Origin of the sequence: Xanthomonas sp. GW, from assembly GCF_014236815.1 — a bacterium.
In the GTDB taxonomy this organism is placed as follows: Bacteria; Pseudomonadota; Gammaproteobacteria; order Xanthomonadales; family Xanthomonadaceae; genus Xanthomonas_A.
Genome location: NZ_CP051189.1, coordinates 216,505 through 231,980, shown reverse-complemented (window position 1 = coordinate 231,980; position 15,476 = coordinate 216,505). Strand labels below are relative to the sequence as shown.

Genomic DNA, 15,476 nt, shown 5'->3' with positions numbered 1-15,476 from the left:
TCAGTCCTCCCGCCGCTGCGATTGCAGTTTGGCGACCAATGCCTCGAGTTCGGCCAGTTCGTCGTCGCTGACCTCGGCGCGCTGCGACATCCACGCCACGAACGGCGACACCGAGCCTTGCAGAGTCTTCTCGACGAAGCTGCCGACCGCGCTGCGCACCACGTCGTCCTGGCCGCTGGTGGCGGCGTAGCGGTACACGCCCTGCACCTGGCGCCGGCGCAGATAGGCCTTGGCACGCAGCCGCTCCATCATCGTCAGCACGGTGGAGCGGGCCAGCCCGCGGGTCTCGCCAAAGCCGGCAGCGACCTCGCCGACGCTGGCCTCGCCCTGTTCGCCGATGTATTGCAGCAGGGCCAGCTCCTGGTCCCCGATCGATTTGCGTCGCATCCGCCCGCCCCAGTGACTACACGTGTCGCCAACGTACCCGTGGCGACATCTGTAGTCAATAGGCCGTCGGTCATTGGCTACGCTGTAAGAGAAGTGCGGCGCCCGCGGCGGAAGCCATGGCTCCACAGGGGCGCCGCTTACTCAAGATCGAAGCAGAACCTGCCGTTACGGTTGGGCGATGAAGCGGTCAGCACACCGCATGCGGCGCTGGGTCGCGAACGTCCATGGCGACAAGCATGGGCCTCGCTGGCACCGGCGTTCGGAGCGCTTCGCTATCGGTTCCGTCGGAACCTGCCGCGCCCGCCCGCTTTCTCTGTCTGCCGCGCCTCAGCCCTGCGGCCCGCCCATCACCGGCAGGATCGCGCCGCTGATGTAGCTGGCGGTGATCGGCGAGGCCAGGAACACATAGGCCGGCGACAGTTCCTCCGGCTGCGCCGGGCGGCCCATCGCGCTGCTCTTGCCGAACTCGGCGACGTCCTCGGCGGATTTGTCGGCCGGGTTCAGCGGGGTCCACACCGGCCCCGGCGCGACCGCGTTGACGCGGATCCCGCGCGGCTGCAGCTGGCTGGCCAGGGCCATGGTGAAGGCGTGGATCGCACCCTTGGTGGCCGAGTAGTCGAGCAGCGACTTGCTGCCGAACAGGCCGGTCTCCGAGCCGCTGTTGATGATCGCCGCGCCGCGCTTGAGATGCGGCAAGGCCGCGCGCGCCATGTGGAAGTAGCCGCCGATGTTGGTCTGCAGGGTTTCCTGCAGGTGTTCCTCGCTGAGGTCTTCCAGGGCGTGGCAGTGCAACTGGAAGGCGGCGTTGTTGACCAGCACGTCGAGTCCGCCGAAGGCACGCACGGTCTGCGCCACCGCGTCTTCGCAGAACTGGGGATCCTTCACGTCGCCGGCGATGGTCAGGCAGCGCCGGCCTTCCTTCTCCACGTGCGCGCGGGTCAGCTGCGCGTCCTCGTGCTCGTCCAGGTACAGCACCGCCACGTCGGCGCCTTCGCGCGCGAACAGCACCGCCACCGCGCGGCCGATGCCCGAGTCGGCGCCGGTGACGATCGCGCTCATGCCGCGCAGCTTGCCGCTGCCGACGTACTCAGGCGCCTCGAAGCGCGGTTGCAATGCCAGGTCTTGCTCCTTGCCAGGCTTGCGCAAATGCTGCCTGGGCATCTTCTCCGGCTGCTTGCGTACCCCGGCCTGGGTCGGCGCGGACTTCTTGGCCTTGGCTTTCGACTGCGCCTCGTCGGCATCGGTCGCGCGCTGCAGGACGCGCTGTTGGCGTGCGGTCTTGGCGGCTGCCGCGCCGGATCGGGACGACGCCGGCTTGGAGGAAGCGGTCTTGGTGGACGCGGCAGGACGCTTGTTGCTGGAAGCCATCGGCATTGCTCCGGAATACGCGACGCGGCGCTGCAGGGCGCCGCATCGGGGAATGGACAGACGTGGGCGATCGGGCGCGAGCGCGCTAGGCGCGGTCGGCGACGCCTTCGACGCCGGCATGCTGGGCGCAATGCGCGCAGCAGAATATGCGGCCGCCGGCTTCCACGCCGTGGCCGACGATGCGGCAGTCGCAGTGGCTGCAGTGCGGGGCGAAGGCGTGGATCGCGCATTCGAACGAATCGAAGGTGCCGCTGCGGGCGCCCTGGGTCAGGGTAAAGGCCTTGTCGTAGTCGTTGCCGCAGACATCGCAGGTGGCCATGGTCAGGCTCCGGTTGGCTGGGGAAGCCACAGTCTGGCCAAGCCCGCGGCCACGTCGGGTGAAGCCGGCCGCCGATCTCTTCATGCAGCGCAAACATCCGCCGCGACACGCTCGCGCTATCCGCACAAGGAACCCGTCCATGATCCGCCACCCGCTCGCCCTCGCCGTTCCCCTCGCCGCCAGCCTGCTGCTCGGCGCCTGCAGCACCACCCAGGTCGCCGAGGTGCAGCCGATCGACGGCGTCATCTCCGGCCAGTGCCACATCGACAAGGTCCGCGGCGCGGCGGGCCTGGCCGCCGCGCAGACCACCGTCGAACGCGCCCGCGTCGACAGCGACAGCCTGAAGGTGCAGGTGGTGAACAGCAGCGTCGGCCACAGCGGCGCCACCTCCAGCGGCGTGGACAGCGCGTCGCGCGGTGCAGGCGAAAGCGGTGGCGATCGCCTGACCATCGAGGTCGGCCCGTACAACAACATCACCACGCTGTATTGCGGTTGATGGTGCGCGCCGCAGCTTGAGCGCAGGACGCGGCGCGGTCTTGCCGCGACCGCGTCGCGACCTGCGCTGATGGCACAGCCGCGCCAGCGCTGCGATCAGGCGCGGCCGCGTGAACGCGCAGCGTTCCCGGCCGCAACACTGCCGCCGGCGCGACGCGGCACCGTGGACTTCGCCGGCTTGGCACCGGCCGCCTTGGATCCGGTCTTCTTGGCCCCCGAGGCCTTGGCCGCCTTGCGGGTCGCGGCGCGCGCCCGCGCCAGGTACTTCAGCGTGGCCAGGTCCCACTGCCGCTCGCCGCGCACGCGCTCGCACAGGCCGTGCAGTTCGCCGCCGCGCCAGCCGTCGAACACGCACGGGTCGATATAGGCCTTGCGGCATACCGCCGGGGTATTGCCCAGCGCGTCGGCCACCTCGCGGATCACCGCGTTCTGCGCCAGCTTCAGCGCGCGCTCGCTGCTGGGGTCGGGCAAGGGCAGCTGCGCCAGCCGCTGCAGCGCGGCGCGGGTGCCACCCCAGGTGCGGAAGTCCTTGGCGGTGAAGCTTTCGCCCATCGCCTCGCGCAGGTAGTCGTTGACCTCGCCCGAATCCACCGGCTGCAGCTGGCCGTCGTCGTCGCGGTACTGGAACAGCGCCTGCCCGGGCAATTGCTGGCAGCCGCGGATCAGCTTGACCAGGCGCACGTCGTCGACCTCGATGTCGTGCTCCTGCCCGCCCTTGCCGCGGAACTTCAGCCGCGCGCGGCCGCCCTTGACGAATGCCAGGTGCCGGTTGCGCAGCGTGGTCAGGCCGTAGGAGCGGTTGCTGCGCGCGTATTCGGCGTTGCCGACGCGGACCAGGGTCTCGGACATCAGCGCCACCACCATCGCCAGCACCTTGTCGCGCGGGTAGCCGGGCAGCGCCAGGTCGCGGCGCAGGCGCCGGCGCAGCCGTGGCAAGGCCTGGCCGAAGGCCATGATCCGCTCGAACTTGCCGTCGCCGCGCACCTGCGCCCAGTCCGCGTGGTAGCGGTACTGCTTGCGCCGCCGCGCATCGCGGCCGGTGGCCTGCACGTGGCCGTTGGGCTTGGTGCAGATCCACACCTCGGTGTAGGCCGGCGGGATCGCCAGTTGGCGGATGCGCTGCAAGGTCTGCGCATCGCGCACCGGGCGGCCGTCCGGCAGCCGATAGCTGAAGCCCTTGCCGGCACGGCGGCGGACGATGCCGGGCTCTTCGTCGCTGACATAGACCAGGCCGGCGCTGCTGGCGGCCTGCCTGGCCTGCAGCGCGCGGGCCGCCTCGGTGGCGGCGGTGGTGCGGGACGCGTTGGACATCGGGACGCCAGCGGATGGGGAGCCCGGATTGTCGGCAGCGCGGCGCCTAGGCCGCGTCAACGGCGGACCGGTTAACGTGCGGCGAACGCGACTTGTCCGATTCTTCTGCACGTATGCTGGACCCGTCTTCCTCCACCCACCAGGAGCCTCGATGAGCACTTTCCTTTCTTCTCGTGCGTGCGCGCGTGCCGGCCTGCTCGGCACGGCGTGCCTGGCGCTGGCATTGGCCGCATGTAGCGCGCCGCCGCCGGACGAGCAGGAACAGGTGGGGGCCAAGGCCCAGGCCGCCGCGCAGCAGGCCGCCGCGCCCGATCCGGCCAGTGCCCCGCAGCCGCCGCCGGTGGGCACCTGCGACGCCTCGCAGGCGCAGGGCCTGGTCGGCCAGGCTGCCGAACAGGCGTTGCTGGATCAGGCGCGCAGCGACACCGGCGCCAAGAGCGTGCGCGTGCTCAAGCCGAACCAGGCGGTGACCATGGAGTTCGACGGCGAACGGCTCAACATCGAGGTCGATGCCAAGAACCAGATCACCGGCGTGCGCTGCGGCTGAGGCCCGTCCGGCGGCGCCTGCAGGCACCGCGCATGGTTGCGACGGCAAGGCGGTTGCCGTCACTACGGTTGCAGCTGCAACCGTGTATTGCGGCACCGCACCAACATGTGCTTTAGTCGATGTTCCGGTGACCTCAAGATGCGCTCCAGGATAGAGCGGGGGCGAGTGTCGCCGCGTTCCTTCGGATCGCTTTTCAGAGGCAGACATGGCCCCCCGCAACCGCCACGGGCTCTACGACCCCCAAGATGAGCGCGATGCCTGTGGTTTCGGCATGGTCGCGCAACTCGATGACCAACCCTCGCGGGCCTTGGTCGATACCGCCATTGCCGCGCTGTCGCGGATGACCCACCGTGGCGGCGTCGCCGCCGACGGCCTCACCGGCGACGGCTGCGGCCTGCTGATCCGCAAACCCGATGCGTTCCTGCGCGCGCTGGCGCGCGACGCCGGCATCGCGGTGGGCGCGCGCTTCGCCGCCGGTCAGGTGTTCATGCCGCGCGACGACGTGGATGGCGCCGCACGCTGCCGCCAGGTGCTGGAAGAGGAACTGCTCCGCGCCGGCACCCAGCCGCGCGGCTGGCGGGTCACCCCCACCGACGATTCGGTGTGCGGGCAGCTGGCCAAGGACACCTTGCCGCACATCGAGCAGGTGTTCGTCGATGCCGGCGCCGAGCATAGCGAGGACGGCTTCGCCCTGGCCCTGTTCCTGGCGCGCCGCCGCGCCGAACAGCGCCTGCGCGACATCGCCGATTTCTACGTCACCACGCTCTCGCCCAACGGCATCAGCTACAAGGGCATGGTGCTGCCGGACAAGCTCAGCACCTTCTACCCGGACCTGCAGCGCAGCGACCTGGCCTCCAGCGCCATCGTCTTCCACCAGCGCTTCTCGACCAACACGCTGCCGCGCTGGCCGCTGGCGCACCCGTTCCGGCTGCTCGCGCACAACGGCGAGATCAACACCATCGAGGGCAACCGGCACTGGGCGCAGGCGCGCAGCAAGGTGTGGAAGACGCCGCGCTTCGACATCGCCGAGTTCGACCCGGTGATCTCGATGCACGGCTCCGATTCGCAGAGCCTGGACAACATGCTGGAGCTGCTGGTCGCCGGCGGCATGGACCTGCTGCAGGCGCTGCGCATCCTGGTGCCGCCGGCGACCCAGTCGCTGGAGTTCAAGGACGCCGACCTGGCGGCGTTCTACGAGTTCTACGGGCTCAACACCGAGCCGTGGGACGGCCCCGCCGGCATCGTCGCCTGCGACGGCCGCTATGCCGCGTGCATGCTCGACCGCAATGGGCTGCGCCCGGCGCGCTGGATGCTGACCTCCGACCGGCATTTCCTGGTCGCCTCCGAAGCCGGCGTGTGGGAACTGCCGGCCGAGCGCGTGACCCGCAAGGGCAAGCTCGGCCCGGGCGAGATGATGGCCATCGACCTCAAGCGCGGCGACCTGCTCGACTCGGACGCGATCGACCGCATCAACCGCGGCCGCGCCCCGTACAAGCAGTGGCTGCAGCAGGGCGTGACCTATCTGCAGACCGAGCTGATCGACCCCTCGCTGGTCGAGGAGCCGTTCGACGAGAGCACCCTGCGCAGCTACCACAAGCTGTTCCAGCTCAGCACCGAGGAAGTGGAGCAGGTGCTGCGGCCGCTGGCCGAGACCGAGCAGGAAGCCACCGGCTCGATGGGCGACGACACCCCGATGGCGGTGCTCAGCCGCCACACCCGGCCGCTGTACGACTACTTCCGCCAGGCGTTCGCGCAGGTCACCAACCCGCCGATCGACCCGTTGCGGGAAGACTGCGTGATGTCGCTGACCACCCAGCTCGGCAAGGAGACCAACATCTTCCATGCCGGCCCGGAGACGGTGAACCACGTCATCCTCAATTCGCCGGTGCTCAGCCAGCGCAAGCTGCGCCAGCTGCTGAAGATGGAGCAGTACCAGACCCGCAACGCGCAGATCGACCTGTCCTACAGCGTCGAGGAAGGCCTCAAGGCCGGCCTGGAACGGATCTGCGCGCAGGCCGAGCAGGCGGTGCGCGACGGCAAGGTCATGCTGCTGCTGACCGACCGCTACCCGGTGCCGGAACGGCCGATGGCGCATGCGCTGCTGGCCACCGGCGCGGTGCACCACCATCTGTCGCGCGCCGGCCTGCGCTGCGACGCCAACCTGATCATCGAGACCGGCACCGCGCGCGATCCGCACCACATGGCCTGCCTGCTCGGTTTCGGCGCCACCGCGGTGTATCCGTACCTGGCCTACCAGACCCTGTTCGACCTGGGCCGGCGCGGCATCCTGCTGCTGAAGAAGGGCGGCGAACAGGCGCAGATCGGCCGCAAGTACCGCAAGGGCATCTACAAGGGCCTGTCCAAGATCATCTCCAAGATGGGCATCTGCACCATCGCCAGCTACCGCGGCGCGCAGCTGTTCGAGATCGTCGGGCTGGATCCGGACGTGGTGCAGCTGTGCTTCCCGGACACCGCCTCGCGTATCGGCGGGGTGAACCTGGCGCGGCTGGACACCGAGGCGCGGCAGCTGACCGCGCGCGCCTGGAACGACCTGCTCAAGCCGGAAGTGGGCGGTCTGCTGAAGTACGTGCACGGCGGCGAGTACCACATGTACAACCCGGACGTGGTCATGACCCTGCAGCGCGCCACGCGCAGCGGCGAACAGGCCGATTGGGCCACGTACGCCGACGCGGTGCATTCGCGCCCGCCGTCGGCGCTGCGCGACCTGCTGCAGCTCAAGCGCGCCGAGGTGCCGACCCCGCTGGACGAGGTGGCTCCGGCCGCCGATCTGCTGCGCCGCTTCGACACCGCCGCGATCAGCCTGGGCGCGCTGTCGCCCGAGGCGCACGAGGCGCTGGCGATCGCGATGAACCGCCTCGGCGGGCGCAGCAACTCCGGCGAAGGCGGCGAAGACCCGGCCCGCTACGGCACCGAGAAGCGCTCCAAGATCAAGCAGGTGGCCTCCGGCCGCTTCGGCGTCACCCCCGAATACCTGGTCAATGCCGAAGTGCTGCAGATCAAGGTCGCTCAGGGCGCCAAGCCCGGCGAAGGCGGCCAGCTGCCCGGGCACAAGGTCAACGAGCTGATCGCGCGGCTGCGCTACGCCAAGCCGGGCATCGGCCTGATCTCGCCGCCGCCGCACCACGACATCTATTCGATCGAGGACCTGGCGCAGCTGATCTACGACCTCAAGCAGGTCAATCCGACAGCATTGGTGTCGGTGAAACTGGTCAGCCATGCCGGCGTGGGCACCATCGCCGCCGGCGTGGTCAAGGCCGGCGCCGACCTGATCACCGTGTCCGGCCACGACGGCGGCACCGGCGCCAGCCCGGTCAGCTCGATCCGCTATGCCGGCGTGCCGTGGGAACTGGGCCTGGCCGAGTCGCACCAGGCGCTGGTCGCCAACAACCTGCGCGACCGCACCATCCTGCAGACCGACGGCGGGCTGAAGACCGGCCTGGACGTGATCAAGGCCGCGATCCTGGGCGCCGACAGCTTCGGCTTCGGCACCGGCCCGATGATCGTGCTCGGCTGCAAGTACCTGCGCATCTGCCACCTCAACAACTGCGCCACCGGCGTGGCCACCCAGGACGAGCGCCTGCGCGCCAACTACTTCACCGGCCTGCCCGAGCGCGTGGAGAACTTCTTCAAGCTGCTGTCCGAAGAAGTGCGGCAGTGGCTGTCGTACCTGGGCGCGCGCTCGCTGGACGAGATCATCGGCCGCACCGAACTGTTGCAGCAGCTGGACGTGTCGCCGCGCGAAGGCGTGCGCGTGGACCTGTCGCGGCTGCTCAAGGACGTGCGCTACGACGGCGGTCACTGCGCGGCGCAGCGCCTGTACGAATCGCCGGACAGCCTGGCCACGCAGATGGATGGCCTGCTCGCCGACGCGATCGCCAACAAGACCGGCGGCGACCATCGCTTCCTGATCCACAACACCGACCGCTCGATCGGCGCGCGCCTGTCCGGCGCCATCGCCCGCGTGCACGGCAACCACGGCATGGACGACGCGCCGCTGACCCTGCGCTTCCGCGGCTCGGCCGGGCAGAGCTTCGGCGCGTTCAACGCCGGCGGCCTGCAGCTGGAGCTGGAAGGCGAGGCCAACGACTACGTCGGCAAGGGCATGGCCGGCGGCCGCCTGGTGGTGCGTCCGCCGCGCGGCGCGCGCTTCGAGGCGCGCAGCACCGCGATCATCGGCAACACCTGCCTGTACGGCGCCACCGGCGGCGAGCTGTACGCCGCCGGCCGCGCCGGCGAGCGCTTCGGCGTGCGCAACTCCGGCGCGCTGGCGGTGATCGAAGGCGCCGGCGACCACTGCTGCGAGTACATGACCGACGGCATCGTGCTGGTGCTGGGCAAGGTCGGACTGAACTTCGGCGCCGGCTTCACCGGCGGCCTGGCCTACGTGCTCGACGTGGACCGCGATTTCGTCGACCGCTACAACCACGAGCTGATCGACATCCATCGCATCTCCGCCGAAGGCTTCGAAAGCCACCGCCAGCACCTGCACAAGCTGATCAGCCGCCATCGCGAACTGACCGGCAGCATCTGGGCGCAGCAGATCCTCGACGAGTTCCGCGACTATGTCGGCAAGTTTTGGCTGGTCAAGCCGAAGGCGGCGAGCATCGAGTCGTTGACCGAGTCGCTGCGGCGAGCTGCTTGATCGATGTATCCCCTCTCCTGCTTTTGGGGAGAGGGGATCGCGAAGGCGCTGCGCGCCCCGTACCCTCATCCGCCCCTTCGGGGCACCTTCTCCCGGGGGGAGAAGGGAATACGCCACGGAATTTTTTATGAGCCGCAAACAAGCCTTCCAGTTCCTCGACCTGCCCCGGCAGATGCCGCAGCGCATCCCGGTGGAGCTGCGTACGTCCGGCGACTGGAACGAGCTGTACGGCAAGTTCGACAAGGCCGACGCGCAGTACCAGGCCGGGCGCTGCCTGGATTGCGGCAATCCGTACTGCAGCTGGAAATGCCCGGTGCACAACGCGATCCCGCAGTGGCTGCAGCTGGTGCAGGAGAACCGCATCGAGGAAGCCGCGGCACTGTGCCACAGCACCAATCCGCTGCCGGAAGTGTGCGGCCGGGTGTGCCCGCAGGACCGCCTGTGCGAAGGCAGCTGCACGCTGGAGGAATTCGGCGCGGTCACCATCGGCGCGGTGGAGAAGTACATCGTCGATACCGCGCTCAGCAACGGCTGGCGCCCGGACCTGAGCCAGGTCCAGGCCACCGGCAAGCGCGTGGCGGTGATCGGCGCCGGCCCGGCCGGGCTCAGCTGCGCCGACCGCCTGGTCCGCGCCGGCATCCATGCCGTGGTCTACGACCGCTATGAGCAGATCGGCGGCCTGCTGCAGTTCGGCATCCCCAGCTTCAAGCTCGACAAGAGCGTGATCGGTAAGCGCCGCGAGGTGCTCGAAGGCATGGGCGTGGAATTCCGCCTGGGCGTGGAGATCGGCCGCGACGTGAGCCTGGAGCAGTTGCTCGGCGAATACGACGCGGTGTTCCTCGGCACCGGCGCCTACCGCTACACCGACGGCGGCCTGACCGGCCAGGACCTGCCCGGCGTGCTGCCGGCGCTGCCGTTCCTGGTGCAGAACAGCCGCATCGTCAGCGGCAACGATCCCTGGGGCCGGCCGATCGCCGGCTGGGAAGACAAGATCGCGCTGCCGGACCTGAGCGGCAAGCGCGTGGTGGTGCTCGGCGGCGGCGACACCGGCATGGACTGCGTGCGCAGCGCGATCCGCCTGGGCGCGGCCAAGGTCACCTGCGCCTATCGCCGCGACGAGGCCAACATGCCCGGCTCGGCACGCGAAGTGGCCAACGCGCGCGAGGAAGGCGTGCGCTTCCTGTTCAACCGCCAGCCGCTGGCGGTGGAAGCCGACGCCAGCGGCAAGCTGGCCGGCGTGCGCGTGGTGCAGACCCGCCTGGGCGAACCCGATGCGCGCGGCCGCCAGGCCGCGGTGCCGGTCGAAGGCAGCGAATCGCTGCTGGACGCGGACGTGGTGATCATCGCCTTCGGCTTCTCGCCGAGCGTGCCGGAATGGCTGGCCGCGCAGGGCGTGGAAGGCACCGCCAACGGCCGCATCCTGGCCGGCGGCAGCGACCCCGATGGCAGCGGCCGCCTGCCGTACCAGACCACCAACCCGAAGCTGTTCGCCGGCGGCGATGCGGTGCGCGGCGCGGACCTGGTAGTGACCGCGGTGGCCGAAGGCCGCGACGCGGCCGCCAGCATCGCCGAATGGATCGGCAACCGCCTGCCGGTGACCACCCAGGCCGCGGCCTGAGCGAGCTCTACCGCATCTAGGCAACGGCGTTGCATGCCCGGCGGCGAGCGGCCGGGTTGCGGGTTGCGGGTTGACCGCAATACAGCGGCATTCGCCCATGGGAACAGCGTCCGCCGAACTCAGCGGCGCCCGCATGGTCGGGTCGGGGCTGAAGCCCCTCCCACAAGTGCCCCATCAGGCACCCCAGCCCCCTGTAGGAGCGGCTTCAGCCGCGACGAACGGAGTCCGAAACCCTGCGGCTCAGCCATCTGTCAGGGCTGAAATCCCCTCCCATACACAAGCGCACTCACCAGGCGCAGAAGATGCCCTGTGGGAGCCGACTTCAGGGCACCTCTAAAAACCTCCTTCTTTGGCATCATATGGTCAGAAGAGAGAGCCGAGGCCCCGCGATGATCAGCCTGTTTGCCGGACACGAACGCGAAGCCAAGCGCCAGCAGATAGGCGACCCGCTGACCCTGCTTTCGCGCCATATCGATTTCGCAGCGATTGCCCAAGCCGTCGATGCGAAGCTGTCCTTGGGCACCGGTACGCGCGGGGGTCGTCCGGCCTGGCCGACGGTGGTGATGGTCAAACTGCTGCTGTTGCAGCAGCTATACAACCTCTCTGACGATGCGCTGGAGTACCAGGTGCTGGATCGGCGCAGTTTCCAGCAGTTCCTTGGGCTGGAACACAGCGGCAAGGTGCCTGACGCCAAGACGATCTGGGTGTGGCGCGAGCGGCTCAAGGCGCAGGATGTGATGGGCGACATCAGCGCAGCGGTCGGCGTGCAATTGCAGCGTGCGGGATTCATCGCGCGTGGCGGTCAGATCATCGATGCGAGCATCGTCAGCGCCCCGATCCAACGCAACACGCGCGAGGAGAACGCACAGATCAAGCAGGGTGGCGAGGTAGGCCAAGACTGGAGCGACGCCAAGCGCGCACAGAAGGATGTGCAAGCCCGCTGGACCCGCAAGCACGGCAAGGCGCACTACGGCTACAAGCTGCACGCCAGCACCGATCGGCGTTGGGGCTTCATCCGCCGACATGCGGTGAGCGCAGCCAACGTGCATGACAGCCGACACTTCGAGGAGGTGCTGGACCCCAGCAATCGCGGACGCACGGTGTGGGCCGACAGTGGCTATGCCGACGCATCGCGGGAGGCTGATCTCACGCAACGCGGCTATCGGGCGGCCATTCAGCACCAGGGCCAGGCGCGCAAGCCACTAAGCGCGGCCGAACAACGTCGCAACCGGCGGCTTGCCAAGGACCGGGTGTTCGGCGAACACCCGTTCGCGCGGCTGGCGCAGCAGGGCGGTAAATGCCTGCGCACCATCGGGTTGGCACGGGCCACGGTGGTGATCGGGTTGAAGGTCGCCAGTCACAACCTGATGCGGCTGGCGCGGCTGCAGCAGCGGGCCATGGCGCCCGCGTGAGCGGGCCATGGCGCCCGCGTGAGCGGGTGAGGCGGCCAAAAACGGCCGCTCTTCCCACATCCAGGACGCCCAGCGCCCCCTGCGAAGCACGTCGGCTTCCTCAAACAGACGTAGCGGGAGCGTCTTTGCAGCTCACATCAGTGAAATGACGGGTTGTTCGAGGTGACCTTCAGTTGCGACGAACAGCGTCGGAACCCGTGTGGTTTCGGCTACCTGTCGGGACTGAAGCCCCTCCTACAAGTGCACCCTACAGGCACCGCAGCCCCCTGTAGGAGCGGCTTCAGCCGCGACGAGCGGAGCCGGAGACCCTGCGGCTCGGCCATCTGTGAGGGCTGAATTCTCATCTCACAAGTGCCTCACCGGGCCCAGAAGATCCCTGTGGGTGTGACTTCAATCGCGACGAGCAGCGTCGGAACCGCGTGGTTTGGCTATCTGTCGGGGCTGAAGTCTCCTCCCACAAGTGCACTCGAAGTGCACGCCCCCCCCTGTGGGAGCGACTTCAGTCGCGACGAGCGAAGTCGAAACCCACTGGTTTCGGCTGCCTGTCGAGGCTGAAGCCCCTTCTACAAAAGCGCCAGTGAGCGGGGCTGCGACCGCTCACGCAGGCAACTCGGACCACACCAACCACCTATGCGCCACAGAACGGCGATCGCCCCTGCATCACCACACGCGCAACGCCGTTTTTCGCGCGGGTGAATGAGGCGCTAACGCACGAGCGCCTAGGCTGGCCGCGCGGGTGCGATCCGCGCACCCTTGCACCGCCGGCTGCTTCCCCCCGATGGCAAAACGGCATCCTCCCCTCCCCCAAGGACGCTCCCCCATGTCGCTTTCCTCTCTCTGGTCGTCGCGGTTGCGCCCCGTCGCGCCCGCCGTGTTCCTGCTCGCCGCCGCCTTCAGCGTGTCCGCCCAGGACGGCAAGAGCGTGCTCAAGTACGCCGGCATCAACCTGTCCGGCGCCGAATTCAATTCCGGCAAGAAGCCGGGCACGCTGTACAAGGACTACACCTATCCGGGTCCGGCGGACTACAGCTACTTCGCCGGCAAGGGCATGAACATCGTGCGCCTGCCGTTCCTGTGGGAACGCCTGCAGCCCACCGCCAAAGGCGAGTTCGATCCGGCGCAGCTGGCGCAGATCAAGAAGGCGGTGGCGCAGGCCAAGGCCAGCCACATGCACCTGATCCTGGACCCGCACAACTACGCCAAGTACAACGGCGCGCTGATCGGCAGCGACGGCGCGCCGGCCGCCGTGTTCGCCGACCTGTGGCGGCGCCTGGCGACCGAGTTCAAGGACGACGACACGGTGATCTTCGGCCTGATGAACGAACCCAACGCGGTGTCCTCCACCGATTGGGCCGCGGCCGCGCAAGCGGCGATCAACGCCATCCGCAAGGCCGGCGCCAAGAACCTGGTGCTGGTCCCCGGCACCGCCTACACCGGCGCGCACAGCTGGCGCAGCACCTACTACGGCACCTCCAATGCGGTGGCGCTGCAGCCGCTGACCGATCCGGGCAACCGCATCGCCTTCGAAGCGCACCAGTACTTCGACAAGGACAACAGCGGCACCAAGGGCGAATGCGTCAGCGCCACCGCCGGCGCCGAAAAGTTGGCCGGCTTCGTCAGCTGGCTGCGCGAGAACAAGAAGGTCGGCTTCATCGGCGAGTTCGCCACCGCCGATACCCCCGTCTGCAACCAGGCCCTGGAAGGCCTGCTCAGCTACATCGAGCAGAACAACGACGTGATCGTCGGCTGGACCTGGTGGGCGGCCGGCGCGTGGTGGAAGAACGACTATCCGTTCAACGTGCAACCGAACAAGGACGGCAGCGACAAGCCGCAGATGTCGATCCTGTCCAAGCACGCGCACAAGGTGACCGGAAAGTAGGCGCACAGGCGCACCGGGCAATCGTCCGGCGCGCCGTTGCGAAAGAAGAACAGAAGCTCTCGGACAACATCGCGTACGTACGCCGCCGCATGCCTTGCGGCGGCGAGGGCCGAGAGAGAACCAGTGCGTGTTGGCCATGCCAAGCCCTGCACAGATCCGCGCATGCACGCATGCCGGTCGTAGTGGCGGAAGCGGGAATGCATTACGGTGCGAGCAAGCACACCGTTTGTCATCAGCTCGGCCAGCCCACGATCCGCCTGGCCGAGTCTCCCCCCGCTGATGCAGAAGGAGGCTCCCCATGGTGCATTCGTCGCCGTGCCTGCGCGCACTGCGCCTGGCGCTGTTGTTGTCCCTGCTTGCCGTGCTGCCGCCACTGCACGCGCAAGGCGTGCTGAAATTCGCCGGCGTCAATCTGTCCGGCGCGGAAATCAGCTCCAGCAAGAAGCCCGGCGTGGTCAACATCGACTACTTCTATCCGCGCGATGCCGATTACGCCTATTTCGCCGGCAAGGGCATGAACATCGTGCGCCTGCCGGTGTTGTGGGAACGCCTGCAGCCCACGCCGCAGGGCCGGCTGGACCCCGCGCAGCTGGCGTTGATCAAGGCCGCGGCGAAGCAGGCCAAGGCGCAGCGCATGCACCTGATCGTGGACATCCACAACTACGCCAGCTATTACGGCAACAAGATCGGCAGCGCGAACGTGCCGATCAAGACCTTCAGCGATCTGTGGCAACGCCTGGCGCTGGAGTTCAAGGACGACAACAGCGTGGTCTTCGGCCTGATGAACGAGCCGAACAACATCGCGCCCGGGCTGTGGGCGGCTGCCGCGCAGGCGGCGGTCGATGCGATCCGCGTCACCGGCGCGCGCAATCTGATCCTGGTGCCGGGCGCGCTGTGGAGCGGCGCGCACAGCTGGTATTCGACCGTCGGCGGCGAATCCAATGCCACCGCGTTGGCGTCGCTGTACGACCCGCTGCGGCGCACCGCCATCGAAGTGCATCAGTATCTGGACATCGATTCCAGCGGCACCAGCGCCACGTGCGTGAGCGGCAGCATCGGTGCCGAACGCCTGGTCGGCTTCACCGACTGGCTGCGCAAGACCGGACACATCGGCTTCCTGGGCGAGTTCGGCGCCGCCGACAATGCCGCTTGCCGGCAGGCGCTGGACGGCATGCTCGACTACATCGAGCAGCACCGCGCGGTGTGGCTGGGCTGGAGCTATTGGGCCGGGGGCGCCTGGTGGAACGCGGACTATCCATTCAACGTGCAACCCGGCGCGGATGGCCGCGACAAACCGCAGATGTCGATCCTGTCGGCCAGGGCGAAACGCATCGCGCGCTGACACCGCGTTTCCTGCAAGGGAGAACACCGCAACGCGGGCCGAACAAAGCCTGAGCGTCGGCAAAGGCATGCGTGGCGTCGGCGCGCCGGCTCCACGCACGCACACTGCTGGCATGCCGATTGCAACGGATGGGGA

11 protein-coding genes are annotated in these 15,476 nt (G+C 68.5%); 7 read left to right on the top strand and 4 right to left on the bottom strand.

Annotation, left to right across the window (positions count from 1 at the left end; all coding sequences use genetic code 11):
• From HEP73_RS01010 to HEP73_RS01000, 3 genes are all read right to left on the bottom strand, one after another.
• Positions 1–387, bottom strand: a complete 387-nt coding sequence (locus HEP73_RS01010; protein WP_053836589.1) for a BlaI/MecI/CopY family transcriptional regulator — start codon at positions 385–387, stop codon at positions 1–3.
• Positions 388–714: 327 nt separating this feature from the next.
• A complete protein-coding gene (locus HEP73_RS01005) occupies positions 715–1,755 on the bottom strand; it encodes an SDR family oxidoreductase (RefSeq protein ID WP_255423621.1) in 1,041 nt (346 codons plus the stop codon).
• A gap of 85 nt (positions 1,756–1,840) precedes the next feature.
• Complete coding sequence (locus tag HEP73_RS01000; protein ID WP_185821785.1) at positions 1,841–2,074, bottom strand: hypothetical protein; 234 nt, start codon at positions 2,072–2,074, stop codon at positions 1,841–1,843.
• 139 nt (positions 2,075–2,213) lie between these two features.
• Here HEP73_RS01000 and HEP73_RS00995 point away from each other — a divergent pair, with 139 nt between their 5' ends.
• The gene (locus HEP73_RS00995; RefSeq protein WP_185821784.1) at positions 2,214–2,570 is read left to right on the top strand and encodes a hypothetical protein; all 357 of its coding nucleotides are present in this window, start codon (positions 2,214–2,216) and stop codon (positions 2,568–2,570) included.
• Between the two features lie 95 nt (positions 2,571–2,665).
• On the opposite strand, the gene HEP73_RS00990 is transcribed toward HEP73_RS00995, so the two are convergent.
• A complete protein-coding gene (locus tag HEP73_RS00990) occupies positions 2,666–3,880 on the bottom strand; it encodes a DNA topoisomerase IB (protein WP_185821783.1) in 1,215 nt (404 codons plus the stop codon).
• 151 nt (positions 3,881–4,031) lie between these two features.
• Between HEP73_RS00990 and HEP73_RS00985 the strand changes: the two genes are divergently transcribed.
• The 6 genes from HEP73_RS00985 (at position 4,032) to HEP73_RS00960 (ending at position 15,341) form a co-directional block, all read left to right on the top strand.
• A complete protein-coding gene (locus tag HEP73_RS00985) occupies positions 4,032–4,427 on the top strand; it encodes an I78 family peptidase inhibitor (protein WP_255423620.1) in 396 nt (131 codons plus the stop codon).
• Positions 4,428–4,632: 205 nt separating this feature from the next.
• Positions 4,633–9,090 carry a glutamate synthase large subunit gene (gltB, locus tag HEP73_RS00980; protein ID WP_185821782.1) on the top strand — a complete coding sequence of 1,486 codons (4,458 nt, stop codon included), beginning with the start codon at positions 4,633–4,635 and terminating at the stop codon, positions 9,088–9,090.
• Between the two features lie 127 nt (positions 9,091–9,217).
• The gene (locus HEP73_RS00975; RefSeq protein WP_185814794.1) at positions 9,218–10,708 is read left to right on the top strand and encodes an FAD-dependent oxidoreductase; all 1,491 of its coding nucleotides are present in this window, start codon (positions 9,218–9,220) and stop codon (positions 10,706–10,708) included.
• 302 nt (positions 10,709–11,010) lie between these two features.
• Positions 11,011–12,120, top strand: coding sequence for an IS5 family transposase (locus HEP73_RS00970; protein ID WP_255423619.1), 1,110 nt, complete (start codon positions 11,011–11,013; stop codon positions 12,118–12,120).
• 820 nt (positions 12,121–12,940) lie between these two features.
• A complete protein-coding gene (locus HEP73_RS00965; RefSeq protein ID WP_185821780.1) occupies positions 12,941–13,999 on the top strand; it encodes a glycoside hydrolase family 5 protein in 1,059 nt (352 codons plus the stop codon).
• 352 nt (positions 14,000–14,351) lie between these two features.
• Positions 14,352–15,341 carry a glycoside hydrolase family 5 protein gene (locus tag HEP73_RS00960; protein WP_185823240.1) on the top strand — a complete coding sequence of 330 codons (990 nt, stop codon included), beginning with the start codon at positions 14,352–14,354 and terminating at the stop codon, positions 15,339–15,341.
• The last annotated feature ends 135 nt before the right edge of the window (positions 15,342–15,476 follow it).

Coding starts and splice junctions, on each gene's coding strand:
- HEP73_RS01010 (WP_053836589.1), bottom strand. CDS start 387: ATGCGACGCAAATCGATCGGGGACCAGGAGCTGGCCCTGCTGCAATAC.
- HEP73_RS01005 (WP_255423621.1), bottom strand. CDS start 1,755: ATGGCTTCCAGCAACAAGCGTCCTGCCGCGTCCACCAAGACCGCTTCC.
- HEP73_RS01000 (WP_185821785.1), bottom strand. CDS start 2,074: ATGGCCACCTGCGATGTCTGCGGCAACGACTACGACAAGGCCTTTACC.
- HEP73_RS00995 (WP_185821784.1), top strand. CDS start 2,214: ATGATCCGCCACCCGCTCGCCCTCGCCGTTCCCCTCGCCGCCAGCCTG.
- HEP73_RS00990 (WP_185821783.1), bottom strand. CDS start 3,880: ATGTCCAACGCGTCCCGCACCACCGCCGCCACCGAGGCGGCCCGCGCG.
- HEP73_RS00985 (WP_255423620.1), top strand. CDS start 4,032: ATGAGCACTTTCCTTTCTTCTCGTGCGTGCGCGCGTGCCGGCCTGCTC.
- gltB (WP_185821782.1), top strand. CDS start 4,633: ATGGCCCCCCGCAACCGCCACGGGCTCTACGACCCCCAAGATGAGCGC.
- HEP73_RS00975 (WP_185814794.1), top strand. CDS start 9,218: ATGAGCCGCAAACAAGCCTTCCAGTTCCTCGACCTGCCCCGGCAGATG.
- HEP73_RS00970 (WP_255423619.1), top strand. CDS start 11,011: ATGCCCTGTGGGAGCCGACTTCAGGGCACCTCTAAAAACCTCCTTCTT.
- HEP73_RS00965 (WP_185821780.1), top strand. CDS start 12,941: ATGTCGCTTTCCTCTCTCTGGTCGTCGCGGTTGCGCCCCGTCGCGCCC.